The 23,662-nt window shown below is 59.8% G+C and carries 18 protein-coding genes; 11 read left to right on the forward strand and 7 right to left on the reverse strand.

Annotated features, from left to right (window positions below):
• The first annotated feature begins 13 nt into the window (after positions 1-13).
• From ACZ495_RS13100 to ACZ495_RS13120, 5 genes are all read left to right on the forward strand, one after another.
• Complete coding sequence (locus tag ACZ495_RS13100) at positions 14-3,157, forward strand: efflux RND transporter permease subunit (protein ID WP_464262393.1); 3,144 nt, start codon at positions 14-16, stop codon at positions 3,155-3,157.
• Between the two features lie 146 nt (positions 3,158-3,303).
• Complete coding sequence (locus ACZ495_RS13105; RefSeq protein ID WP_015939142.1) at positions 3,304-4,089, forward strand: YkgJ family cysteine cluster protein; 786 nt, start codon at positions 3,304-3,306, stop codon at positions 4,087-4,089.
• A 267-nt stretch (positions 4,090-4,356) separates the two neighbouring features.
• Positions 4,357-5,571, forward strand: coding sequence for a bifunctional 3,4-dihydroxy-2-butanone-4-phosphate synthase/GTP cyclohydrolase II (locus tag ACZ495_RS13110; RefSeq protein ID WP_015939141.1), 1,215 nt, complete (start codon positions 4,357-4,359; stop codon positions 5,569-5,571).
• Positions 5,572-5,996: 425 nt separating this feature from the next.
• Positions 5,997-6,572 (forward strand): cytochrome b/b6 domain-containing protein, encoded by a 576-nt coding sequence (locus tag ACZ495_RS13115; RefSeq protein ID WP_296983221.1) that lies wholly within the window; start codon positions 5,997-5,999, stop codon positions 6,570-6,572.
• Positions 6,573-7,185: 613 nt separating this feature from the next.
• The gene (locus ACZ495_RS13120) at positions 7,186-7,419 is read left to right on the forward strand and encodes a hypothetical protein (RefSeq protein WP_464262394.1); all 234 of its coding nucleotides are present in this window, start codon (positions 7,186-7,188) and stop codon (positions 7,417-7,419) included.
• Between the two features lie 45 nt (positions 7,420-7,464).
• Here the strand turns inward: ACZ495_RS13120 and ACZ495_RS13125 are convergent, their stop codons facing one another.
• Both ACZ495_RS13125 and ACZ495_RS13130 read right to left on the reverse strand, forming a co-directional pair.
• Positions 7,465-7,941 (reverse strand): hypothetical protein, encoded by a 477-nt coding sequence (locus tag ACZ495_RS13125; protein ID WP_407843961.1) that lies wholly within the window; start codon positions 7,939-7,941, stop codon positions 7,465-7,467.
• A gap of 368 nt (positions 7,942-8,309) precedes the next feature.
• On the reverse strand, positions 8,310-10,118 hold the full coding sequence (locus ACZ495_RS13130; protein ID WP_015939136.1) for a 3-phosphoshikimate 1-carboxyvinyltransferase: 1,809 nt from the start codon (positions 10,116-10,118) through the stop codon (positions 8,310-8,312).
• A gap of 454 nt (positions 10,119-10,572) precedes the next feature.
• Here ACZ495_RS13130 and aprB point away from each other — a divergent pair, with 454 nt between their 5' ends.
• The 6 genes from aprB (at position 10,573) to ACZ495_RS13160 (ending at position 19,008) form a co-directional block, all read left to right on the forward strand.
• Complete coding sequence (gene aprB, locus ACZ495_RS13135) at positions 10,573-11,061, forward strand: adenylyl-sulfate reductase subunit beta (RefSeq protein ID WP_015939135.1); 489 nt, start codon at positions 10,573-10,575, stop codon at positions 11,059-11,061.
• 37 nt (positions 11,062-11,098) lie between these two features.
• Complete coding sequence (aprA, locus tag ACZ495_RS13140; RefSeq protein WP_015939134.1) at positions 11,099-13,087, forward strand: adenylyl-sulfate reductase subunit alpha; 1,989 nt, start codon at positions 11,099-11,101, stop codon at positions 13,085-13,087.
• A 299-nt stretch (positions 13,088-13,386) separates the two neighbouring features.
• Positions 13,387-14,703, forward strand: a complete 1,317-nt coding sequence (gene qmoA, locus ACZ495_RS13145) for a heterodisulfide reductase subunit A (protein ID WP_332460412.1) — start codon at positions 13,387-13,389, stop codon at positions 14,701-14,703.
• 5 nt (positions 14,704-14,708) lie between these two features.
• A complete protein-coding gene (gene qmoB / locus ACZ495_RS13150; RefSeq protein WP_072311106.1) occupies positions 14,709-16,979 on the forward strand; it encodes a heterodisulfide reductase subunit B in 2,271 nt (756 codons plus the stop codon).
• Between the two features lie 13 nt (positions 16,980-16,992).
• Positions 16,993-18,174, forward strand: a complete 1,182-nt coding sequence (gene qmoC / locus ACZ495_RS13155; RefSeq protein ID WP_015939130.1) for a quinone-interacting membrane-bound oxidoreductase complex subunit QmoC — start codon at positions 16,993-16,995, stop codon at positions 18,172-18,174.
• Positions 18,175-18,282: 108 nt separating this feature from the next.
• Positions 18,283-19,008, forward strand: a complete 726-nt coding sequence (locus tag ACZ495_RS13160) for a hypothetical protein (protein ID WP_015939129.1) — start codon at positions 18,283-18,285, stop codon at positions 19,006-19,008.
• Positions 19,009-19,617: 609 nt separating this feature from the next.
• Here the strand turns inward: ACZ495_RS13160 and ACZ495_RS13165 are convergent.
• From ACZ495_RS13165 to ACZ495_RS13185, 5 genes are all read right to left on the reverse strand, one after another.
• Positions 19,618-20,064 (reverse strand): GNAT family N-acetyltransferase, encoded by a 447-nt coding sequence (locus ACZ495_RS13165; RefSeq protein ID WP_015939128.1) that lies wholly within the window; start codon positions 20,062-20,064, stop codon positions 19,618-19,620.
• A 21-nt stretch (positions 20,065-20,085) separates the two neighbouring features.
• The gene (locus tag ACZ495_RS13170) at positions 20,086-20,313 is read right to left on the reverse strand and encodes a SlyX family protein (RefSeq protein ID WP_072311105.1); all 228 of its coding nucleotides are present in this window, start codon (positions 20,311-20,313) and stop codon (positions 20,086-20,088) included.
• A 16-nt stretch (positions 20,314-20,329) separates the two neighbouring features.
• Positions 20,330-22,570: a YgiQ family radical SAM protein gene (locus ACZ495_RS13175; protein WP_464262395.1), complete on the reverse strand. Its 2,241-nt coding sequence runs from the start codon at positions 22,568-22,570 to the stop codon at positions 20,330-20,332.
• Positions 22,560-22,979: an EF-hand domain-containing protein gene (locus ACZ495_RS13180; RefSeq protein ID WP_015939125.1), complete on the reverse strand. Its 420-nt coding sequence runs from the start codon at positions 22,977-22,979 to the stop codon at positions 22,560-22,562. The genes ACZ495_RS13175 and ACZ495_RS13180 overlap by 11 nt, the downstream gene beginning before the upstream one ends.
• Positions 22,980-23,168: 189 nt before the next feature.
• Positions 23,169-23,573, reverse strand: coding sequence for a hypothetical protein (locus tag ACZ495_RS13185; RefSeq protein WP_464262396.1), 405 nt, complete (start codon positions 23,571-23,573; stop codon positions 23,169-23,171).
• Between the last annotated feature and the right edge of the window lie 89 nt (positions 23,574-23,662).

Genomic DNA, 23,662 nt, shown 5'->3' on the forward strand with positions numbered 1-23,662 from the left:
CGTAAAAAATGTCATGAATATCGCCTCCGTGTTTATCAGCCGCCCGGTCGCCACGGTGCTGCTCATGCTCGGCATGCTTTTTTTCGGCATAACGGGCTATAAAAACCTGCCTGTCAACCATCTGCCCAATGTGGACTTTCCTACCATCCAGGTCATGGCCGACCTTGCGGGAGCCGACCCGGAAACCATGGCCGCTTCCGTAGCCACGCCGCTGGAAAAGGAATTTTTTACCATTGCGGGCATTGACTCCATTTCATCGGTCAACTCCACGGGCCGTACCCGCATTACCATCCAGTTCGCCCTGGACCGCAATATTGACGCGGCGGCTCTGGACGTGCAGTCGGCCATTGGCCTTGCCCAGCGGCGCATGCCAGCCAACATGACCACGCCGCCGAGCTTTCGCAAAGTGAACCCGGCCGACATGCCTATCCTGTACCTGCGTGTGTCGTCGCCCACTCTGCCGCTGTATGCTCTTAACGAATATGCCGATACCCTTATCGGCCAGCGTCTTTCCATGGTGGAAGGCGTGGCTCAGGTGGTGGTGTACGGGCAAAAGAAATATGCCGTGCGGGTGCAGCTTGACCCGGATGAGCTGGCCTCGCGCGGGCTTGGCATTGACGAGGTTGCCGATGCCGTGGCCGCTGCCAACAGCATGCTGCCCACCGGCTCTCTGGAAGGCGCGCAGCGGGCCAGTGCCATCAAGTCCTCGGGCCAGCTGCTCAATGCCCGCGCCTTTCAGGATACGGTGGTGGCCTACCGCAACGGCGCGCCGGTACGGCTGCGCGACCTCGGGCAGGTGGTGGACAGCGTAAAGCAGGACAAGCAGCTTACCTGGGGTAACGGCGGCTCACCCGGCATCACCCTGGCTGTGGAGCGCCAGCCGGGAACCAATACCGTGCAGGTGGTGGACTCCATCCGCAAGCTTTTGCCGGGCCTTGAGCGTCAGTTGCCGCCGTCCGTTGCGCTGGAAGTTTTTTACGACCGCTCCGATTCCATCCGCCACTCTGTGGCGGATGTTAAGTTTACTTTGGTGCTTACGGTTTTTCTGGTGGTGCTGGTCATTTTTGTTTTTCTGCGTAACCTGCCCGCCACCATAATTCCCAGCCTGGCCCTGCCCATGTCGGTCATTTCCACGTTTGCCGTCATGGCGGTGCTTGGCTACAGCCTGGACAACCTTTCGCTCATGGCCCTGACTCTGGCCGTGGGCTTTGTGGTGGATGACGCCATCGTCATGCTCGAAAATATCGTGCGCCACCAGGAGATGGGCAAGGATCCGCTTACGGCGGCCTATGATGGGTCGGCGGAAATCGGCTTCACCATCGTGTCCATGACGGTTTCGCTGGCGGCGGTGTTCATTCCCGTGCTGTTTATGGGCGGCATTGTGGGCCGTTTGTTCAGAGAGTTTGCTGTAGTCATCATTACGGCCATTCTGGCGTCGGGCGTGGTATCGCTTACGCTCACGCCCATGCTGTGCGCCTACTTTCTGAAGGCGCGGGGCGCGCACGCCGTGGGACGCACCGCCGGACAGGGCTTTTACGGCTTGCTTGAGCGCGGCTTTGACCGCCTGAACAGCCTGTACGCGCGTTCGCTGGATGTGGTGCTGCGCCACCGCCTGAAGACGCTCATGGCCTCCCTGTTCTTGCTGGCGCTCACCGGGTGGCTGGGGGCTGTCATGCCCAAGGGTTTTCTGCCCGTGGAGGATATGGGTATGCTGGTGGCCAGCACCGAGGCCGAGCAGGGCGTGTCATACGAGGGTATGGTGAGCGCACAGCGCAGCCTTGACCCTCTGCTGGAAAAAAATTCCCACCTGGCCGTGTACAACTCCATCGTGGGCATTGTGGGCGGCAGCCCGAGCATGAATAACGGCATACTGCTCATGCCGCTCAAGCCGCACGACCAGCGCCCCGGCATCGAGCAGGTGGCCGAGCAGCTGCGGCGTGAACTGAATATTTCTCCCTCGTTGAGGGTTTTTGTGCGTGTGCCGCCGGCCATCAATATCGGCGGGCGTTCTTCAAAGGCTCTTTACCAGTACACGCTTTCCGGACCGGATATGGAAGCCCTGTACGACAGCGCCCAGGAAGTGGAAGAGGCCCTGCGCGCCCTGCCGCAGGTGCAGGACGTGAACAGCGACCTGCAACTGAAAAATCCCGAACTGCGCGTTACCATTGACCGTAACCGTGCGGCGGCGCTGGGCGTAAGCCCGCACCAGATAGAGCTGGCCCTGCAATCGGCCTACGGGTCGCGCGAAATTTCAACAATCTACGCGCCAACCAACGACTATACGGTTTTTGTGGAACTGCAAAAGAAATTCCAGCAGGGCAGCTCGGCCCTGTCACGCCTGTACGTGCGCGCGGCAGACGGCAATCTTGTGCCACTGGACACCCTGGTAAAAATGGAGCCGGGCGTCGGTCCCATTGCCGTGAACCACAACGGCCAGTTTCCGGCAGTGACCATTTCTTACAACCTGCGGCCCGGGGTATCTCTGGGGCAGGGCGTGGCCGCCGTGGAGGCCGTTGCCAGGCCGCTGCTGCCGGATACGGTCACTGCCGAATCGCAGGGCACGGCGCAGGCCTTTCAAAGCTCGCTGACGGGCATGGGCTGGCTGCTGGTGCTGGCGATTGTGGTCATCTACCTGGTGCTGGGCATTCTGTATGAAAGCTTCATCCATCCTCTGACCATTCTTTCGGGCCTGCCTTCAGCGGGTTTCGGCGCGCTGGCTACCCTGTGGCTGTTCGGCATGGACCTGAACCTGTATGGCTTTGTGGGCGTTATCATGCTGTTGGGCATTGTGAAGAAGAACGCCATCATGATGCTGGACTTCGCCCTTGAAGCGCAGCGCCATAATCCCGACATGGAGCCGCTTGAGGCCATTACGCGCGGTTGCCATGTGCGTTTCAGGCCTATCATGATGACCACGGTGGCGGCGCTTATGGGCGCGCTGCCCATTGCCATAGGCATCGGGGCCGGGGCCGAGGCACGGCGTCCTCTGGGGCTGGCTGTGGTCGGGGGACTTTGCTTTTCGCAGATCGTCACGCTCTATATCACTCCTGTGTACTATTATTATATGGAAAAGATGTCGCGCTCACTGGGCAGGCGGTGGGGCGGCCGTTTCAGGCGGCCCAGGGCGGACGCGCCGGAGCTTGCCGCAAAGGACTGAAGCGGGTACACAGCGCGAAGCGCCCATAGAAATTTTTGCTGCGTGCTCCAAGCGCGCGGCGTCCGGTAAAAACAGCATCCGCCCGCGCCTTGCGCATTGTGTACCGGCGGCATGAAAGCCCGGCGGCATGCCGCAATGGAGACCGCATGATTTCACAAGATATGTCCTCACCCCTTGAAGCTCCTGTCTGCCGTCGTTGCGGCATGTGCTGTCTGCGTGGCGGCCCCACCCTCATGCAGGCGGATCTGCCGCGCCTCACAGGAGGTGTACTTACCCTTGAGACGCTTATATGCCTGCGCGCGGGGGAGTGGGCGCGTGACGATGCGCGGGGCGAGCTGCGCCCGCTTGACCGGGAGTGCATCAAGGTGGCAGGGCTTGGCGGCCAGGCACACCCCTGGCGTTGCCGTTTTTACCGCGACGCTTCGGGCTGCGCCATTTACGCCCACCGCCCGGTGCAGTGCTCGGCTCTGTTCTGCATGAATACGGACCCGCTGGAAGACCTGCTGGCCCGCGAGCCTCTGCTTGACCGCGCAAAGGCTCTGGAGGCGCTGGCCTCTCTGGCGCATATACCAGGTTTTTACGGAATGCCCGATGGGACCCGCGCCCTTCTGCCCGACCTTGTGACCGCCCACGAAGAGCAGAATCCCGTGGCTCCCGTACTTGAGGCTGCGGTGCGTCTTGGCTTCGCGCCCAAGGGGGCGAGCGGCGTAACCGGGGAAGAGACCACGATGGAAGAGAGCGAACGCCAAAACCTGCTGGACGGTATCAGCAAGGCCGTGCGCACAGAGGCGGCTTTTCGCGATCTGTGTGTGGAGCGCGCAGGCATACCCGCCGCCATGCTGCCTTTTCTTTTGGGGCGGCCCATGGCCGATCTGCTGGCCGAGGTCGGGCTGCGCCCGGCGGCTACGACCCCGGAGCGGTCTCTGCTGTAAGGTGCATGCGGCGGCAGCGTCGCGCGAGTTTCACCGTAGCAGCCAGCCCGGTGTATACCCGCTTTCTGTGCGGCGGATCATGCGATTACTGCGCGACGGAGCGTCAAGCCTTTTCCGGCCGGTAACCGCTTGTGCCGGGGCATGCCGGAGCCTCCGGCACAGGGCCTGGGAGCTGCCGCGCTTGGTTGACAGAAGGCCGTCACGGTCCTACCTTACATAAATTATAATATTCACAGCCCGCGCCACGGGCCAAACGAAGGAAGCATCATGCCATTGTGCAGCATTGAGGAAGCCGTTGCCGATATCAAACAGGGCAAAATGGTCATTCTTGTGGACGACGAAGGCCGGGAGAATGAAGGCGACCTGACCATGGCCGCGGAATTTGTCACCCCCGAGGCCATCAACTTTATGGCTAAATACGGGCGGGGCCTTATCTGCCTGCCTATGTCGCCGGAGATGATCGACCGGCTTGACCTGCCCCTTATGACGCAGCGCAACGGCTCGCGTTTCGGCACCAACTTCACCATTTCCATTGAGGCCCGCGAGGGCGTTACCACGGGTATTTCCGCTGCGGACCGTGCCACCACCATTCTGGCCGCCGTTGGCGATGATGTGCGCCCCGATGACCTTGTGACGCCGGGGCATGTTTTTCCCCTGCGCGCCAAAGCCGGGGGTGTACTTTCGCGCGCAGGGCAGACCGAAGGCGGCGTGGACCTGTCGAAACTGGCCGGGCTGAAGCCCGCCTCGGTTATCTGCGAGATCATGCGGGATGACGGAACAATGGCCCGCATGCCCGATCTGGAAACTTTTGCTGAAGAGCACGGTCTCAAGATTGTGGCCGTCAAGGATATCATCCGCCACCGCCTCAACCGGGGGCAGGTATCTGTGCGCAATGTGGCCAAGGCCCATCTGCCCACGAGGTTCGGTGATTTCACGGTATATGCCTATGAAAGCGAAACCGAGCAGGGTACGCATCTGGCTCTGGTCAAGGGCGACCTCTCCGGGCCGGAGCCTGTGCTTGCCCGCGTACACAGCGAATGCCTCACGGGCGATGCCCTGGGATCGCTGCGTTGCGATTGCGGTGGTCAACTCGGCGCGGCCCTGCGGCAGATAGAAAAAGAAGGGCGCGGCGCGCTGCTGTATATGCGCCAGGAAGGACGCGGCATAGGCCTTGCCAATAAAATACGCGCCTATGCTCTTCAGGACGAAGGCTACGACACCGTAGAAGCCAACCGCAAGCTGGGCTTTCCCCCGGATCTGCGGGATTACGGAACCGGCGCGCAGATGCTGGTTGACCTGGGCATACACAAGGTGCGTCTGCTGACCAACAATCCCAAAAAAATTGTGGGGCTTTCCGGTTACGGCATCGAAATTGTCGAAAGAGTGCCCATTGAAATGGACGCCTGCCCTGAAAATGAGCACTACCTGCGCACCAAGAAAGAAAAAATGCAGCATATGCTGCACTGCTCCTGCTGCCGTTAAGGGCTTCTTTTCCGGTTTTGCCATTGGGTATGCCGGACGATTCATTGCCGTCAGGCCAGGCAAGCGGCCTGGCGGCAGTAAGTTGCGAGGGGGCTATGCCGCCTGCCGCGGCTGTATTCCAGGCTTCCCGGTGTGGAGCCGCAGGGTTTTCGGGTGCTGCTGCCGGCAGCATTGTGGGAGACTGCTTTTTTGAGCATGTCGGCTTTGCGAACAGGGGTTCCCAAAGCTGCAAGACGCTCACTATGGCGTTTATCCGCACAGATCACTGTGCCTGCGCCTCTGTGGCGGACGGCTGTGTGTGCAGCCGTCAGGGCGATTCCAACGTGAAATTGCCCTAAAAAAACAGGACCGCCCTTTGACCCCGGCGTGCCGCCCTGATGCTCAGGCCGGCACGGGGCAGCGGTTCATACTTCAGGGAGTACTGCATGACCGTAAAGGAAAAGATTGTGGCTCAGGGCGCGCTGTTGTGGCGTTTTCTGGGTTTTTTCCAGCCGCCCCTGTTGCGCTGTATCCATGCCGCCGTGATCGCATTTGTACTTTTGCAGTTCCTGACCAGCATGGTCATGGTGGTGACTGTGGAAGGCCCCTCGGGCCTGGCCTGGATACACATCATCTCAGGCATGGCCCTGTGCCTGCTGGGTATCGCCCTTGTGACGCTCAGCATCAGAAAGCGCGGCTTGCGCAACTTTTTCCCCTACCTGTGGGGCGATATGGAGCAGCTTGGCAAGGATATGCGCGCTGCGGCACAGTTCAAGATGGTTGGTCCCCGCCCCAAAGGCCTGCCCGCATGTATCCAGGGCCTTGGCATGGGAGCGCTGCTGCTGGCTGTGTTTACCGGCCTGTGGTGGTTTGACGACTGGAGCAATGACCGCCTTGGTCTTACCGCCCTGAGCGTACACAAGTTTTTTGCCTGGGCTATGGTTGCCTATCTTGCAGGACACGGCGGCATGGCGCTGGCCCATTTTGCCATATGGCAGAAAAAGACGGCGCCCAAGAAATAGCGCTTAGCGCACGTTGGCAAGAATAGAGCGCATTTTATGCGTGAAATGCTTTGTGGGGGAGGGAACCTTTTACAAAAGGTTCCCTCCCCCACGCCCCCACCCCCTAAGGCATTTATTTCTGTTGTAATCTGCCCCTAACGCTGCACGAGAGTGTAGCGCCTGACCTGAGACGAAAAACCCAAACGCCGCAAGCCCGGTATGTCCAAAGACATGCCGGGCTTGCGGCGTTTGGGCCGGAAATCCGCGAAAGGTGTTGATCTGATGTAAGAATCTTGAATAAAAAGACGTTTGTCTTTTTTGCACAGGTAGAAATATTTACAATGCAGCGATTTTACAGTGTTTATTTTTTCAAGGTTGCCCCAAACGGCTCCTTTGTTTCTATAAAATCCTCGCCAGCCGGGCGTTGGGCATGACTGAACCAGTCCAGTCTTACAGGATATTGCGCGTGAGCATGCTCTCTCCCCAAATCGCAATCGCGTAAATAAGGAGGGTATATGGCGGCAACTACCGGCAAAAGTAACGGACACTTGGGCATCAGGCATCCTTTCGGGGCCAGGCACGGCACACCTGTGGCGGGCCAGGAGAACGAGCGCAGCAGTCATTGGCAGACAGAATGTACGGGACGAAAAAAGACCCGCTGGCACAGCCCTTGCCCGTGTCGCTGGACGCGCCGCTGCAAGAGCGCATGTACGCTGAAAGCGTGTCCGACGTGGTGGAGCGGCATGCCGCGAAAACGCATGACCTGAAGCCCTTTGGCTTACATCTTGAAGCGGAGGTTCCCTACGAAATTCTGCAAAAGCACAACGATACGAAACCGCTGATAAGCCCCTGGTGCTTCCGTAGCTGATCTGCTGAAGGGTGGACTTTCTTTCGCCCTTCAGTAGGCTTCGCCTCACATGCCAAATATGGCGAGCATCAGAATTAAAAAGGTGGGTTCGAGGACAAGCACCAGAAAAAAGACACAGAGGGGAATCTTCAGCAAAGCGGTGTAGCCGTTCATGCGGTCAAAAAAGAACAGGGAAAAGGGCAGGGCCATCAGCGCGGACTTGAAGGCTGTGACGAGCAGTCGTAGGTAGATACGGGCCGAATACTCAAGGTTCAGCATGGTTTGCAACTGTGTTATTTCATTGCGTGAAGGGTCTGCGCTAAGAAAGGCCGCAAAGGCCAGGCAGTATATAGGCAAGGAGGTGGCAAGGCCAAAACCCCTCAGAAAGACCAGACAGCCTGCAAAGCCGTACAGGAAGGTGAAGACTGCATAGGGGCTGGAGCCATGCATCACCCACCACCAGTTGAGCATAGCAATAAGGCACAGGGGCCATGCACGTTCTATAACAATCCCTATGAATGTGCTCATTTTTTCCAGAGTCATGCCAGTCTCCATTGTTTCGGCTTCCGGCTTTGACGGCGATATTTTTATAGCAATACTGCGGCACTGGCACAAGAATTGGACGCGCATGGGTGCGGTTCACGCATGGCCCTCTTGCCGGGGCCTTTGGGTGTTGCATGGAGTCTTTTTATTTGAAGCCAGGGTGATGTCTGGAGGCGCTGCTTTTGGGATTTTCGTTTCAGGTCAGGAGAATTCCTGTAACAGATTGAAGCAGGAATAAAGGTTTTAGGATGTGGGGGAGGGACCCTTTTGCAAAAGGGTCCCTCCCCCACAAAGCTCTTCACCGTAAAAATGCTCTGTGGGGTCCCTCCCCACAGAGCATTTCAAAGTAAATTGTCTTCGGCACTGCCCTAGTAGTCTTCTTCCTTCATTTCCGGCGGCACGGCCACAGCAGTGGTAATAATGCGCCTGCGGGATGGGGCCGCCGGAGGGGTTGCTGCGGCGCGGCGCTGCGGCGGCTCGGGCAGGGCGTTATACAAGGCCCAGAAGGCCGGGTACAGGCCGGTCATGACGCCGGGGTTGCCGAGCTTCTGGTGCTGTTTTGCACAAGCTGCCAAAGCAAGGGCCATAGCCCATGCGGGCGTGGGGGCGTTCCACGCGGTCTTGGTTTCAGGTTGTGCTGTTTTGCACAATCTGCCGCTTTCGTCCTGTTCGAGGTCCACGGAGTGCAGGAAGCTTCCTACCTCGTGCATGTCCGTACCTTGGGGCAACGGCGGCAGCACTGTCTGCCCGCCGCGCAGGGCAGCGCACGCGGCCAGACCCACAACCAGAGGCGACCAGTCCGCGGGCAGGTCCGCAGGCAGGGCAGATATGCTGAATGCCTTGAGCGGAGCCGTATTTTGCGCGTTGAGTTCTTCGCCTTCCTTGCCATTCTGCTGCTGCAGGTCAAGGCCCAGGTCGCGCAGGATGCGCCATCCGGCTTCGGCTGCGGGCCACTGGGGCCACTGCCCGGCAAGGCGTGTTTCGCCGCCCAGCACCAGGGGCAAGGCCAGCAGAAAGAGCGCCAGTTCCGGTTCAACGGGCAGTTGTGGTTGCGCGGGAATATTCAGCTTTGTCGGATGGATGCGTACAACGCCGCCGTCCACGGCCACATCTGCTCCGGCTGCCCGCAGGATGGGCAGAGTACGGGCCAGTATGGTTTTTTGGGCCGGGTGGCCGCTGATATCCATGGCCAGGCTGTGTTCATAGCCGGGCGCTGCCAGCAGAATGCCTTCGGCCAGTTCGGCGGGCGTATCTGCAGGCATGGTTACAGCGTCGGGGAGGATGCCGGAGCTTTCAAGCCGCGCAGGCAGGCCATCGCTCTTGGGGACCACATGCACAAGGCGCGCGCCCATAGTGGGCAGAAAGTGGCGGACGGAGGAAAGGTCGGCCAGTTTCAGGCCGGACTCGCCCGCGAATTTCGCCCGTGATGGGCGTCCCAGATAGTGTCCCAGCAGTAGAAAAAAGTTCCACGCGCTGTCGCCCACATAAAGCACCTTGTCGGGTGCGCCCAGGGGAACAGCGGGTCTTGCGGTGACGCCTTCGTCCTCGCGGGTGAGGGCCGCTCCGGCCTGGTTGAGCATTTTTACACAGTCCACAACGGGGTCGTTCATGAGGCTTGGGCTGAGCCGCAGGGGCTGCCCTGTGGCGGCGGCCAGCATGAGCCACGCGCGTGTGGCGCGGCAGGCCAGAGGAGCCTGCATGCGCAGGCGCACGGCCTTGGCCGGCGGGGCCAGGTTGAACGCCATACGCTTGTCGGTGCCTTCGCGGGGGCTGTCGGCCAGGGACTGGCCGACGTCGGCGGAGCCACCCTCATGCCCTTCGCCATCGGGCCTTTCCTGCCGCTCGCTTACAGGGCGGGGTTGAAATTCCACTTCCTGCATAAGAGAAAAAAAATGGCCCGAGAGGCGGGCGTCGCGACTGATACGGGCCACTGCGGCCTCCCACGATTCACGCAGTATTTTTTCCTCGGCGGCGTCCATGCGTGGCTTGTCGCCGCGCATGCGCGTCAGGATATTATGGCGCCGCAGCAGGAGGCGTAAAATGTCGCGGTCAATTTCGCAAACGGTTTCGCGCAAGGGGCGGCGCGGACGTGCCTCGCCCTGGCCCCGGAAGTCACGTTTTTCGCGGTTGTCCCGGGGGGGCCGCGGGCCGCGCGGGTCGTTCGAATGGTCAGTCATGCTCTTTCCTGTGGGAAAATAGGAGGGAGGGGGTGATTAAATCCCTTTTCGTTGTGTGGAATTGCAGGGGTTTGCTGCAAATACGCAGCAAATCTGCGCCACAGTCTTTCTTTCTCTGCGCAAACGTGTTAGCTTGAAATGACTTCTCTTGCAAGGGTATGCTCGCGAGGACTCTGTTTGGGGAAGGTTTGAATAGGGGATTAGAACTTTTTTCACAAGAACCTTATCTAGCTGAATTTTATTGGAAAAGCCTGTTCGACGATGTAATGTTTCCACGAAATTTTGCAGAGGGGGCTTGACTCGGACGCCAAGTGCTTGTTACTAATTGCGCAAGCCATTCGCCCAAACGTTTAAGCGAAGGCGCTCGGCTAACCCCGGCGTGTCGGTCTTTCCCGTCGCGCCACGCCGAACCCGGCGGGTTTTTCAAACACTTTTACTGAGTTGGAGGATACGTATGCCGACTTATGTCGATCCGTCCAAATGTGACGGCTGCAAGGGTGGCGAAAAGACGGCTTGCATGTACATTTGCCCCAACGACCTCATGATCCTCGATCCCGAGGAAATGAAGGCCTACAACCAGGAACCCGACGCCTGCTGGGAATGCTATTCCTGCGTGAAGATCTGCCCCCAGGGCGCCATTACGGCCCGCCCCTACGCTGACTTCGCTCCCATGGGCGGAACCTGTATCCCCATGCGGTCGGCAGACTCCATTATGTGGACGGTTCAGTTCCGTAACGGCAATGTAAAGCGTTTCAAGTTCCCCATTCGCACCACTCCGGAAGGTTCCATCAAGCCTTTTGAAGGTTTCCCCGAAGGCGGCAACATCGAAGACGAACTTCTGTTCACCGAAAAGGCCCTGGTTACCCCCAAGGAAGCTCTCGGCAAGAAGTTTGAAATGCTGGAAGCCGACAAGGTTCTTACTTGCATGGAACACGGCCGTTAGGTCTTTGCAACCGCTAGTGCGATAAGGAGATACCATTATGCCTATGATTCCCGTAAAGGAAGCGATAAAGGGCGTAGCCATTGCCGAACCCGAAGTTAAAGAACATGCGGTTGACCTGCTCATCGTGGGCGGCGGCATGGGATCCTGCGGCACCGCTTTTGAAGCTGTCCGCTGGGGCGAAAAGCACGGCCTGAAAATTCTGCTTTGCGACAAGGCTTCCCTCGAGCGCTCCGGCGCCGTGGCCCAGGGCCTTTCCGCCATCAACACCTATCTGGGTGAAAACAGCGCCGACGACTACGTGCGCATGGTCCGCACCGACCTTATGGGCCTCGTGCGCGAAGACCTTATCTTCGACTGCGGCCGCCACGTTGACGACTCCGTGCACCTGTTTGAAGACTGGGGCCTGCCCTGCTGGATCAAGGGTGAAGACGGCCACAACATGAACGGCGCCGCCGCCAAGGCCGCCGGCAAAAGCCTGCGCAAGGGCGACGCCCCCGTGCGTTCCGGCCGTTGGCAGATCATGATCAACGGTGAATCCTACAAGTGCATCGTGGCCGAAGCTGCCAAGAATGCCCTGGGTGAAGACCGCATCATGGAGCGCATCTTTATCGTGAAGCTGCTGCTCGACAAAAATACTCCCAACCGCATCGCGGGCGCCGTGGGCTTTAACCTGCGCGCCAACGAAGTGCACATCTTCAAAGCCAACACCATCATGGTGGCCGCCGGCGGCGCGGTGAACGTGTACCGCCCCCGTTCCACCGGTGAAGGCATGGGTCGCGCCTGGTATCCCGTATGGAACGCCGGCTCCACCTACACCATGTGTGCCCAGGTCGGCGCTGAAATGACCATGATGGAAAACCGCTTCGTGCCCGCCCGCTTCAAGGACGGTTACGGCCCCGTGGGCGCGTGGTTCCTGCTCTTCAAGGCCAAAGCCACCAACAGCAAGGGCGAAGACTACTGCGTGACCAACCGTGCCATGCTGAAGCCCTACGAAGACCGCGGCTACGCCAAGGGCCATGTCATCCCGACCTGCCTGCGTAACCACATGATGCTTCGCGAAATGCGCGAAGGCCGCGGCCCCATCTATATGGACACCAAGACCGCCCTGCAGACCACCTTCGCCACGTTGAACGAAGAACAGCAGAAGGAACTTGAGTCCGAAGCCTGGGAAGACTTCCTCGACATGTGCGTTGGCCAGGCCAACCTGTGGGCCTGCACCAATACCGCCCCTGAAGAGCGCGGTTCCGAAATCATGCCCACCGAACCCTATCTGCTCGGTTCCCACTCCGGTTGCTGCGGCATCTGGGTGTCCGGTCCCGACGAAGAATGGGTGCCTGAAGACTATAAGGTGCGTGCGGCCAACGGCAAGGTCTACAACCGCATGACCACCGTTGAGGGCCTGTTTACCTGCGCCGACGGCGTGGGCGCTTCCGGCCACAAGTTCTCTTCCGGTTCGCATGCTGAAGGCCGTATCGCCGGCAAGCAGATGGTGCGCTGGTGCCTTGACCACAAGGACTTCAAGCCCGAGTTCAAGGAAACCGCCGATGAACTGAAGAAGCTCATCTACCGTCCGTACTACAACTTCATGGCCGGCAAGGACGCCTCCACCGACCCTGTGGTGAACCCCAACTACATCACGCCCAAGAACTTCATGATGCGTCTTGTGAAGTGCACCGACGAATACGGCGGCGGCGTGAGCACCTACTACACCACCTCCAAGGCTCTGCTCGACACGGGCTTCAACCTGCTTGCCATGATGGAAGAAGACTCCCTCAAGCTGGCCTCCCGTGACCTGCACGAACTTCTGCGCTGCTGGGAAAACTATCATCGCCTGTGGACGGTGCGTCTGCACATGCAGCACATCTCCTTCCGCGAAGAATCCCGTTACCCCGGCTTCTACTATCGCGCGGACTTCATGGCCCTGGACGACACCAAGTGGAAGTGCTTCGTGAACTCCAAGTACGATCCCGCCACCGGCGAGACCAAGATCTTCAAGAAGCCTTACTACCAGATCATCCCCGACTAGTCGGCGGCATGTAGCACAAAAGGGGCGGCCGCAAGGCCGCCCCCCTTGGCTGTACGCTCTGCTACGGCCAGTGGGTGCAACAGGCGAAAGGGCGCGGAATGCGCCTTGCCCGCCGCGCAGATGCTCAGCATGCGGTTTGTATGTCCCCGTCAGGCGGTTCGCCGCCGCCGGAAAAACTCCGGCTATGATGGTGAGGCAAAGTCTTAGGGCAACCGGGTACGGTTCCGGGCCGCCACATTCGGAAACTGTGGCCGGCCGTCGGCAGTTGGCGCGAGCCGATGCCCGTAAGGTTTGGCCGGATGCGGCCACTCCTTTTTTCCGCGGCGAGGGGCGTTGTCACTTCTTCAGCCGCTATGCAACAACGCAGGAGGATATCCAGGATGTCCAATGCCATTCTCGTCGTGGGCGGCGGCTTTGCAGGCCTTACAGCCGCCATTGAAGCGGCGGAACTGGGTCACGATGTCTATATCGTCGAAAAGTCGCCCTGGCTTGGGGGCCGCGTGGCTCAGCTCAATAAATATTTTCCCAAACTCTGTCCCCCCTCCTGCGGCTTGGAAATCCAGTTCCAGCGCATCAGGAAAAATCCGCGTGTGAAGTTCTTTACCCAGGCCGAAGTTGTGGGCTTCAGCGGGGTCAAGGGTGACTATACCGTCAAGGTGCGCATCCAGCCGCGCCACACGGCGCCCCATAACGTGGATTTCAGCCTGCTGGCTTCCAGCCTTGACGGCGAAAGCCCCAGTGAATTCGATTTTGGGCTGTCAAAGCGCAAGGGCTTGTACAAGGCCATGCCTTTTGCCTTCCCCAGCCGCTACACTCTGGATAAGCAGACACTTTCCAAGGCCGACAAGGCCCGTGTGGCGGGCAACCAGTTTCTGGATGTGACCGAGGCCCCCCGCGAAATCGAACTGGGCGTGGGTGCCGTGGTTATTGCCACCGGCTGGAAGCCATATGATGTCACCCGGTTGAGCAACCTTGGTGCAGGCAACGTGAAAAACTGCATTTCCAACATGCAGATGGAGCGTCTCGCCTCGCCCTGTGGTCCCACTGCCGGACGCATCACGCGCCCCACGGACGGCCGCAGGCCTCACCGCGTGGCTTTTGTCCAGTGCGCCGGTTCGCGTGATCAGAATCATCTGAACTACTGTTCATACATCTGCTGTATGGCCACGCTCAAGCAGTGCCAGTACATTGCCGAGCAGAATCCCGATACGCAGATTACAGTATATTATATTGATATGCGCGCTCCTGGCCGCTACGTGAAAGTACTTGAAAAAGTCAAGGCCATGCCCAACGTGCATTTTGTCAAGGGCAAGGTCGCCGATGTGGTGCAGGCCGAGGGCGACAAGGTGCGCCTGACGGCAGAAGACGCCGTAAGCGGCGAAAAGCTCACCCTTGATTATGACCTTGTGGTGCTGGCCACGGGCATGCAGCCCTCTTTGGCCGGCGAAGACGCGCCTCTGCCTCTGCCTCTTGACGAAGAAGGCTTTGTGGCGGGCGGCGAGGAAGCCGGTATCTTTGCCGCCGGTTGCGCGCGCATGCCCCTGGATGTGATGCGCTCGGCTCAGTCCGGTACAGCCGCCGCCCTGAAGGCGGTACAAACGGTGAAAGGGAGGTAGGCGGCATGTCCGGTAAGATTGGCGTCTATTTTGACCAGCAGAACATTGGCGGCGGCCTCGATGTAGAGGCGCTTGCCGCGCAGACCTCGGCAAAGTGGGGAGATCTCACTGCCGTGGTCAAGGTAGTTCCCGTGCTGGCATTGGCCGTGGATGAAATTCGGGCCGATATCGAGGCCCAGGGCCTGGACGGCGTGCTGCTGTGCGGCGCTTCCCCGCGTGTGGACGGCGAACTGTACCGTCTACCCGTGCAGGTGGAACATGTGAACCTGCGTGAGCAGTGCGTGCAGGCCTACAAGAATCCGGACAGAACGCCCGTTGATTCTGCCAGCGCGCCCGAACTGCTGACCCTCATGGCCCACGACTACGTGAATATGGGCGTGGTGAAACTGCAGAAGAGCGAAGCCCCCGAAGCCGCTTCGGTAACGGGTGTGCAGCGCATTCTGGTGATCGGCGGCGGCTGGACCGGCCTTACGGCGGCCCTGGAAGCTGCGGCCACGGGTTATGAAGTGGTGCTGATAGAAAAAGCCGAAAGGCTCGGCGGCGCTGCCAACAATATTCCCATGGCTTCTCCCCTGGTTTCTCCCTGGACGGACAAGCAGCCCACAAATCTTGCGGCCAAGGTCAGTGAAGTTACGGGCAATCCCAAGATCAAGGTCTACATGAATTCCCGCATGGAAAAGCTGGAAGGCCAGCCCGGCGAATTCAAGGCCGTTATTGCTACGGCTTCCGGCCCTGTGGAAGTGGAAGTGGGCGCGGTGGTGCTGGCTACGGGCTGGGTTGCCCTTGACCAGAAATACCTGGCTCCCATGGGTCTTGGCAAAAGCCCCATGGTGGTGGATGCCGCCACGTTCGGTAAAATGCTGGTGGCCGACCAGGTGAAGGCCAACCGCATCGCCTTTGTGCTTGATACCACGATGGCCGAGCAGGCCGTGGCCCAGGCTGCCGGGGAAAATGCGGCCGCCGGAGATGAAAAGCCCGCCGAGGCCGCTGCTGCCGATACGGAGGAAGGGGAAGAGGTTTTTGTGAAAGAAGACCTCGAAAGCCTTCGGCACCTGTCCTACTCCAACGCTGTCAACAGCGTGGGTATGCTGCGCCTTGCCAACACGGTCTGTGAGAAGACCAATGATGCCTGCCAGGCCTTTATCCTGTACAAGGATATGACCGTTCCCGGCATTCTCGAACGCTTCTACAAAAAAATGCAGGAGCGCCTGGGCGTCATGATGACAAAGGCCGATGTGACCGACATCCGCGAAGCGGGCGGCCACATGGTTGTGGAGTGCAAAAACACCCTGCTCGGCATGGACTTTGACCTTGATGTGGACATGGTTGTTCTGCCCACGGGCCTTGTGCCCACTACGGCCAAGGACGTGACCATCCACTTTGACTACCGCCAGGGGCCGGACTTTCCGGACTTGCAGCTGTTTGACGGCTTTGCCGACTCAAACTATATCTGCTTCCCCTACGAAACGCGCCGCACCGGCGTGTATGCGGCTGGCTGCGTGCGTCAGCCCCTGACCATGGACGCCTGCGAAGAAGACGCCAAGGGCGCGGTGCTCAAGGCCGTGCAGTGCATCGAGGCATCCAGCCACGGTGTGTCTGTGCATCCGCGTTCGGGGGACCTTTCCTACCCCCTGTTCAATATGGTGCGCTGCACCCAGTGCAAACGCTGCACGGAAGAATGCCCCTTCGGCGCTCTGGACGACGACGAAAAGGGAACTCCCCGGCTCAATCCCACGCGCTGCCGCCGCTGCGGTACCTGTTTCGGCGCATGCCCCGAGCGCGTCATCTCCTTCGCCAACTACAATATTGACCAGATCGGCTCCATGATCCGTGAAGTGCAGGTGCCCAAGGACTTCAAGAAAGAAGGCCCCCGTGTGCTCATTCTGGCCTGCGAAAACGACGCCTATCCTGCCCTTGATATGGCCGGTGAGCGCCACAAGCCCTGGAGCCCCTATTGCCGCATCATTCCTGTGCGCTGCCTTGGTTCGGTCAACGCCATCTGGGTGTCTGACGCCATGAGCAAAGGCTATGACGGCGTGATGCTGCTGGGCTGCAAGTATGGCGATGACTACCAGTGCCACTTTGTGAAAGGTTCGGAAATCTGCGCCAAGCGTAAGGAAAATATCGCCGAGACGCTCAACCGTCTGGGCGTGGAACCTGAGCGTGTGGAACTGCTTGAAGTGGCCATTGACGAGTACGACAAGGTTCCCGTCATAATTGACGGCTTTGTGGATCGCATCGTGGCCATGGGCCCCAACCCGTTCAAGGGCATGTAGGAGGAAGGCAGCAATGGCACAAATTACCATCAAACCTGATCTGGAGTTTGTCAGGGCGCTGGAAGAGGCGGGGGGCGATTCCCTCAAGAAGTGTTACCAGTGCGCCACATGCTCGGTGGCATGCCCACTGTCTCCTGCCAATGCGCCTTATCCGCGCAAGGAAATGGTGTGGGCCTCCTGGGGCCTCAAGGACAAACTGCGTGGAGATATCGACCTGTGGCTTTGCCACAACTGCGGCAACTGCTCTGACCTGTGCCCGCGCGGAGCCAAACCCGCTGATCTTATGGGCGCGGCGCGTAACGTCATTTACAAGGACCTGACCGAACCCACGGTAGTGGGCAAGTGGATGAGCAAACCTTCGGGCCTGCCCATTCTCTTCGGCATTCCTGCTGTCATATGGCTTGTGGTGTGGTGGATCCGCGCCGGCTTCAACGGTGGCCAGTGGTTCCCCCGCGCTGCCGATGGCCGTATTGTGTTCGGTCAGATATTCTACGGCGATTATACCATCGACCCCATCTTCATACTGACGTTCTTTGGCGCACTCTTCATTCTGGCGCGCGGCGTCATGAAACTGTGGGCGCTCTTCAGGCCTGAAGGCACAACGACCGTCATCGGCAAAACAAAATGTTGGATATGGCATTTGTGGGACGTGCTGTGGGATGAAGTCATCACGCACCGCAAGTTCGATGACTGCGAAACCGGCCCCGCCACGGGCAAGGATACCCCCAGCCGTAAGTACGGACACTTTCTGCTGGTGTGGAGCTTTGTGATCCTGGCCTGCGTAACCGCCATAGTGGCTTTCGCCCACTGGGGCGGCAAGGTGATACCCATCATCCATTTTGAAACGCCCATGCCGTTGACCTTCCCGGTAAAAATTCTTGCCAACATCGGCGCGCTCATGCTGCTGCTGGGTCTGGGCTTTCTTACGGTGCGCCGTCTGCGCCTGAACCCCAGGTTCCAGGGATCCAACTGGTACGACTGGTACCTGCTGGGCATCATCTGGCTGGTGGCAGTTACCGGTGTGCTGGCACAGTGCTTCCGCCTGGCGGACACCATTGTGCCCGCCTTCCTGGTGTACTACCTGCACCTAGTTTTTGTGTGGATGCTCTTTGCCTATCTGCCCTGGTCCAAACTCGGGCACTTTGTCTACCGCACGGCGGCCCTGCTGTACGCCCGCATGTACGGCAGAAGCTAGTTGGCGCGGCGTTCCCGGCGGTCAGCCGCCGGGAACGCCGACAGAGTGTGCACTGTTGGCATTAAAGTTTTATTGAATAAAATTACGATCTCCGAGGAGGAGGCCGCCATGTCCGATACATCTCGCAAAGTTTTTCCTGTGGAGTCCGTGCTTGCCCTCGTGGTGGGTAAGGAAGGCGTGGACGTGAAGGAAATTGCCGGCTTTGTGGCCGGGCGTACCATCGTCTGTGATACCTGCGCCAGGGCCGTGGGGCCTTTTGCCGCCACCTGGCTGGCCCGCTGCTATCCCAAGTTTGCAGAACTGGAATGGAAAGAAGGACAGTCCTGGGACGCTTTTGTGAATAACGGCAGAAGCCTGCTTGGTGATAATGTTTCTCTGCCCGCCATGGATGGTCATACCAAGGCTATGGTTGACCATGTTGTTGATTACCTTGGCGAAACATATGACAGTCTGGCCGCGCAGACCGCGGCTGCCACCGCTCTTGAAGAGCGCGTGCGCGTTCTTGAGCCTGCCGAAGCCCGCGCCGAGGCCCTGTCCAAAAAAGTGGATGAGCTGGAAGCCAAGATCAAGGCCATGAATGCTGATATGGGCGGCCTGCGCCGCCAGGTGGCTGAATTCCAGGGCAAGGTTGCCATCAATCATGACGACCTGCTTGTGAATATCAAAGACGCCATCAAGGACGGCCTCAAGGGCATGGTTATGGCTGGCGGCGCCGGAGCCGCTCTTGCCGCTTCCGGCGACGAGGCCGTTGCTGAAGCCGTGGAAGAAAGCGCCGTACCTGACGATTTCGGCTTTGGTGCTTCCGGCGCCAACTCCGACGGCTTTGGTTTCTAGAGCAGCTGCCAGCGGTTTATTATAAAAGACCGCAACCGCAGGGCGAAGCCCGCCCGGTATGCCGGACCTTCCCCCTGCCGCGAGGCGGGTTGGGAAGCAGGTCAAAAAATTCGGGTGCACCGTCGTCAGACAGCTCAGCGTGATATGCTCTGAGCCGCAGTGAACAGTATATGAAAAATCCCGCCTCTCAACCGAGGGGCGGGATTTTTTGAGCTGTTATTGGCAATGCTCTCAGTGCCTTTGCCTGGGGGGGCTGTGTGGCGGGCGCTTGCCAGAGAGCCGCCATAGCATCGTGCCAGTTTACCGGCCCGGCCGGGCAGAGCGTGCCGAAACCGGCCTTATCCGTTTAGCGCACGGTACTTTTGAAAAAAATTACATGCGGTAACGCTGCACGGGAGTACAGCGCATCGTAACGCGGCGTGGATTCTGTCGGAAACTGCACTTTGCGGCAGAGCGACAACCTTGAGATGTGAAGCTTTCCAAAGTTGATCTGCTCTAGATGTAATGTTCCAATAGGTTGTTCACCCTCCCCAAATCGGTAAAGCTGGAGTTACCAGACAACAGCAAACCGAGTGAGGGAAGGGTGAACAGCGTGTTGACACTTTACATCTAGACCAGGAGCTTTTCAAAGAAGACCCGTTTAAAGCCATCTTCAATGCGGCGGCCGGTTTCCGTATAGCCCAGGCGGAGGTAGATGGAGAGATTGGCAGTCATCTTTTCGTTGGTGTACAGGCGCACCGCATCGAGGCCAAGCCGCCGGGCTTCATTCTCGCAGAAGGCAATAAGCGCCTTGCCCATGCCCCGGCCTGCGGCTTGGGGCAGCACGGCCACGCTTTCCAGCAACATGTGGTCGCCCTGGGGATAGAAAACAATATAGCCCTGTACCCTGTTGTCTTCTCCCAGATAGACATGCGTCAGTCCGGCCGCGATCTGCGCGGCGAAGTCGGCCGTCATGGGGGCAGGCTCGCGGCCCATGAGCGGGGTATAGCCCTCATAGGCCAGACGGGCGCATTGCCGTATGGCGGCTTCGTCCTGTGGCGTGGCGGCTCTTATCATGTTTTTTCCTGGCAGTCGTTCTTACCAGCGCTCCGGCATAAAATGGGGCGGCAATGTATTTTCCGGCTGTTGGGCCAGCTTGTCACGCAGGGAGCGGATAACAAGGCGGGCATCGGCCAGCTCCCTTTCCACTGCATCAAGCTGCGTCTGCTGCGCCGTGAGGGCGGCGTCCAGTTTTTCGATGCGTTCTTCCTGAAAAAATGTCAGCTCTTCCAGCCGGGTGAGCCTGTCTTCAAGCATGTTGGGCATGACTGTTCTCCTGTGTTCAGGCTCGGCGTCCGGGGACGGGAAGTTCTGCTGTTTTGGGGCCGCGGTCACTGCCCCGGCCGGTTTTTCCATCTCTTGCGCGTTCTGCTTCGCGAGGCGGATGTTGCTCTGCCGTGCGCCTGGAACGGTCTGGCCTTGCGGGGTGGTCGGGCCGGTTTGTTCCCCGGCTGCGGCCGCTGCCCGCCGTGTGTTCCGTCTTGTTGCCGTTGTGGCGTTTTTCGCCGTGCTCCCGCCCCGGGGCAGTACGTTTGCCCGCTGTAGCGTCCTTTTCCGCAGCAGCTTTTTTGCCCTGCCTGTCTGGTCTGTTTGGCCTGCCCTGCCTTCTGCCCTCGGCGCTGCTGCGTCCAGGCATGAGGATGCCGTGCTGCCGCAGGCGCTGGGCATCGGTGCGGGCTACGTAAATGTCTTCTCCGGCTTCATTTTTACCGCAATAAAACATGGCAGTGGCTATGGTTCCGGGCGTGGGGATAAAGCACTGGGTCTGGCGGGGATTCCAGTTGCGCTCACGCAGCCAGTTCGCGAGAGTGCGCATATCGTTATCCGTGCAGCCGGGAAAACCGCTGAGAAGGTAGGGGACAACATACTGTTCGCGGCCTGCCGCCTTGCTCTGGCGAATAAAGCTTGCCAGAAAGGCTTCAAAAACTTCCAGCGGCGGCTTGCGCATGAGGCTCAATACGCCGGGGGCGCAATGCTCTGGGGCCACCTTGAGCTGCCCGCCCGTGAATTCGCCCGTATAGGCAGCCAGGGCGGCGGCATCACGCAAGGCCAGGTCGGCCCGGACACCGCTGGCAATACGGGCCTGTTTGACTTCGGGCAGGGCGGCCACACTGCGCAGCAGACCCACATGTTTGCCCTGCGGCGTGGTGAAAAACTTGCAGATTGTGGGATAACAGCAGCTCGTGCGGCGGCAGCGGCTTGTATTGCGCTCCTCCGCCCCGGCCTGTGAACGGGGTTGGGCCGGCGCGGGATTCGTGCGGTTTGCGGACCCGCGCTCATGCATGCGGTCCAGGGCGCAGTAGCCCTGCCACATGTTGGCTGTGGGACCGCCTACGTCTGATATGGCTACCGGCCCCTTGCCGCGCTCCATGTTTTCCTGTCCGAGCCTGCGGGCTTCGGCCAGAATGGAGTCTTCGGAACGCGAGCTGATGCGGCGCCCCTGGTGCAGGGCCAGTGAGCAGAAAGAGCAGCCACCGCCGCAGCCCCTGTGGCTGGTAATGCTGGTGCGCATCATTTCTGCCGCTGGTATGGGTTCGCGGTAACTTGGGTGGGGCCGCCGGGTAAAGGGAATTTCGTACAGTGCATCCATTTCTTCTGTTGTCAGGGGGGGCGCGGGGCGGGCCAGCACAAGGGCGCGGTCGCCCACGGGCTGAAAAGCCCAGGCGTCCAGCCTGTGTACCTGGCGCTCCAGGGCCTGGGTCATGACAAGCAGTTGTACGGGATCGGCCAGGATGTCTTCATGGGACGGCAGTGGCACGGCCGGGGTTTGGGCCAGCTCCGGCGGCAGGCCGGCTGGCCGGGGGCCTTCCGGCGTCTGCTCGAGCCTGTCGAGCCAGGCTGTGCCGGGGATGCCGCGCGTATCTTCAGCTTTATGAAGCCGCCGGGCATATTCAAGCGTGGCGTATTCACCCATGCCCCAGATAAGCAGGTCAGCCTTGGCATCCATAAGTATGGGTTTGCGCAGGGAGTCTGTCCAGAAATCATAGTGGCTCACCCGGCGCAGGCTGGCCTCTATGCCGCCAAGGGCCAGCGGCAGGCCCGGAAAAGCCCTGCGGGCCAGGTTGGCATAAACGAGACAGGCCCGGTTGGGCCGCGCTCCGGCTTTGCCGCCCGGGGTATAGGCATCGTCATGCCGCTTTTTGCGAAAGGCGGTGTAGTGAGCCAGCAGGGAGTCCAGCGCGCCCGCGCTGATTCCGGCGAACAGGCGCGGCCTGCCCATAACCAGCAGGTCATCCGGCTTGTCCCAGCGGGGCTGGGCCACAATGCCGGCGCGAAAGCCGTGGTGGATGAGCCAGCGGGCCAGCAGTACGCTGCCAAAAGAGGAATGGTCCACATAGGCATCGCCGGTGACAAAGAGCACATCCAGACAGTCCCAGCCGAGGGCGTGCATTTCTTCCACGCTCATAGGGACAAAAAGAGGCTGCCGATGCAGGCTGTCAGGGCCGGAGACGGAAGCGGCCCCGGCATTCCCTGCGGGAGGCCGGGGCGCGGAAAGTGCCGGACCGGAGCGTTTAGTTGCCATTGGGCGGCGTAACCAGCGGCAGATCAGGGTTGCCCGGGTTGGGCATCATCGGATCACCGGGCGCACCCATGGGACCACCGCCCATGCCACGGTTGGGACGCATGCCGGAAGAGTGGTCTTTCATAAAGGCGTTCCATTCATCAATGGAGATAAAGCCGTCGCCATCCTGGTCAATGGCAACAAAGGCTTCATCGCGCATGTTGGGGAAAAGCGCCTTGAACTCTTCACGGCTGACCTTGCCGTCCTTGTTGGTATCCATCTGGTCGAACTTGTCGCCCATACCGGCTCCTCCGCCCATGCCGGGCATGGCCTGTGCCGGAGATGCCATAAGGACAATGGCGGCCAGCAGGGGCAGCAGGGATAGTTTGAGCAGGGCCGGAATATCGGGCAGATTCAGGGTGCGCGTCATGAGATTCTCCTTGAGATTACTGATGCCGCGCGGCCTCATGCCGGGCGGTGCCATGCCCCTTGCGGGGCGGAACAGGCACGCCGCACGGCGGCCCGTTATTGGTAGATAAGCTCGTAAAAAGCGTTGGCAAGCACATTAATGCCATGCCGCTCGCGTTATTTTTGCGCAGCGTGTGTCGCGGGCGCGGCGCTAGCTCTGGCGGAAGTCCGCGCCTTCCTTTTCCATGCGTTCGATACACAGGATCAGGTTGTCCGGCTCACCTTTGCGGTGATCATCCGGGTAAAGCAGCGCGCCCATATAAAAGATGGAGCCAAGCCGCAGGGCCGTGCGTGCGCCGGCTGAAAAATTTTCCAGCGCCAGGGCCACGTTGAAGCGCAACTCGCCGGGCAGAAACTCCAGCATGGGTTTGGCATCGTCGGCCATTGATGCCAGCAGTTCGGCCTTTTGGCGCATGGCGGCATTATGGCCGGGGGTATCATTGGCGTCAAGATATTGCAGGGCCTGCGCTTCGGCCTGCATGACCTGGGTATGGCGCTGGCGAAACCACTGGGTAAGCTGGCCCAGGGCGGGATTGGCGGATTGCTCTTGGCTCATGCGTTCTCCTTGGTTTCTCCGGTTTTCCGGGGGGCCCGGTGGAGCCAGCATACTCCTTTACGTTCTTTCTGTATACGAAAAGCGCCATG

The sequence above is a fragment of the Desulfovibrio sp. GTC20076 genome (assembly GCF_055385905.1).

What these genes read in the sequence shown, in the direction of transcription:
- ACZ495_RS13160 (WP_015939129.1), top strand. Translation starts at nt 18,283, where the DNA reads ATGTCCGATACATCTCGCAAAGTTTTTCCTGTGGAGTCCGTGCTTGCC.
- ACZ495_RS13125 (WP_407843961.1), bottom strand. Translation starts at nt 7,941, where the DNA reads ATGACTCTGGAAAAAATGAGCACATTCATAGGGATTGTTATAGAACGT.
- ACZ495_RS13170 (WP_072311105.1), bottom strand. Translation starts at nt 20,313, where the DNA reads ATGCCCAACATGCTTGAAGACAGGCTCACCCGGCTGGAAGAGCTGACA.
- ACZ495_RS13110 (WP_015939141.1), top strand. Translation starts at nt 4,357, where the DNA reads ATGCCATTGTGCAGCATTGAGGAAGCCGTTGCCGATATCAAACAGGGC.
- ACZ495_RS13180 (WP_015939125.1), bottom strand. Translation starts at nt 22,979, where the DNA reads ATGACGCGCACCCTGAATCTGCCCGATATTCCGGCCCTGCTCAAACTA.
- qmoA (WP_332460412.1), top strand. Translation starts at nt 13,387, where the DNA reads ATGCGGCCACTCCTTTTTTCCGCGGCGAGGGGCGTTGTCACTTCTTCA.
- ACZ495_RS13175 (WP_464262395.1), bottom strand. Translation starts at nt 22,570, where the DNA reads ATGGCAACTAAACGCTCCGGTCCGGCACTTTCCGCGCCCCGGCCTCCC.
- ACZ495_RS13165 (WP_015939128.1), bottom strand. Translation starts at nt 20,064, where the DNA reads ATGATAAGAGCCGCCACGCCACAGGACGAAGCCGCCATACGGCAATGC.
- ACZ495_RS13130 (WP_015939136.1), bottom strand. Translation starts at nt 10,118, where the DNA reads ATGACTGACCATTCGAACGACCCGCGCGGCCCGCGGCCCCCCCGGGAC.
- ACZ495_RS13185 (WP_464262396.1), bottom strand. Translation starts at nt 23,573, where the DNA reads ATGAGCCAAGAGCAATCCGCCAATCCCGCCCTGGGCCAGCTTACCCAG.
- qmoB (WP_072311106.1), top strand. Translation starts at nt 14,709, where the DNA reads ATGTCCGGTAAGATTGGCGTCTATTTTGACCAGCAGAACATTGGCGGC.
- ACZ495_RS13120 (WP_464262394.1), top strand. Translation starts at nt 7,186, where the DNA reads ATGTACGGGACGAAAAAAGACCCGCTGGCACAGCCCTTGCCCGTGTCG.
- qmoC (WP_015939130.1), top strand. Translation starts at nt 16,993, where the DNA reads ATGGCACAAATTACCATCAAACCTGATCTGGAGTTTGTCAGGGCGCTG.
- aprA (WP_015939134.1), top strand. Translation starts at nt 11,099, where the DNA reads ATGCCTATGATTCCCGTAAAGGAAGCGATAAAGGGCGTAGCCATTGCC.
- aprB (WP_015939135.1), top strand. Translation starts at nt 10,573, where the DNA reads ATGCCGACTTATGTCGATCCGTCCAAATGTGACGGCTGCAAGGGTGGC.
- ACZ495_RS13105 (WP_015939142.1), top strand. Translation starts at nt 3,304, where the DNA reads ATGATTTCACAAGATATGTCCTCACCCCTTGAAGCTCCTGTCTGCCGT.
- ACZ495_RS13100 (WP_464262393.1), top strand. Translation starts at nt 14, where the DNA reads ATGAATATCGCCTCCGTGTTTATCAGCCGCCCGGTCGCCACGGTGCTG.
- ACZ495_RS13115 (WP_296983221.1), top strand. Translation starts at nt 5,997, where the DNA reads ATGACCGTAAAGGAAAAGATTGTGGCTCAGGGCGCGCTGTTGTGGCGT.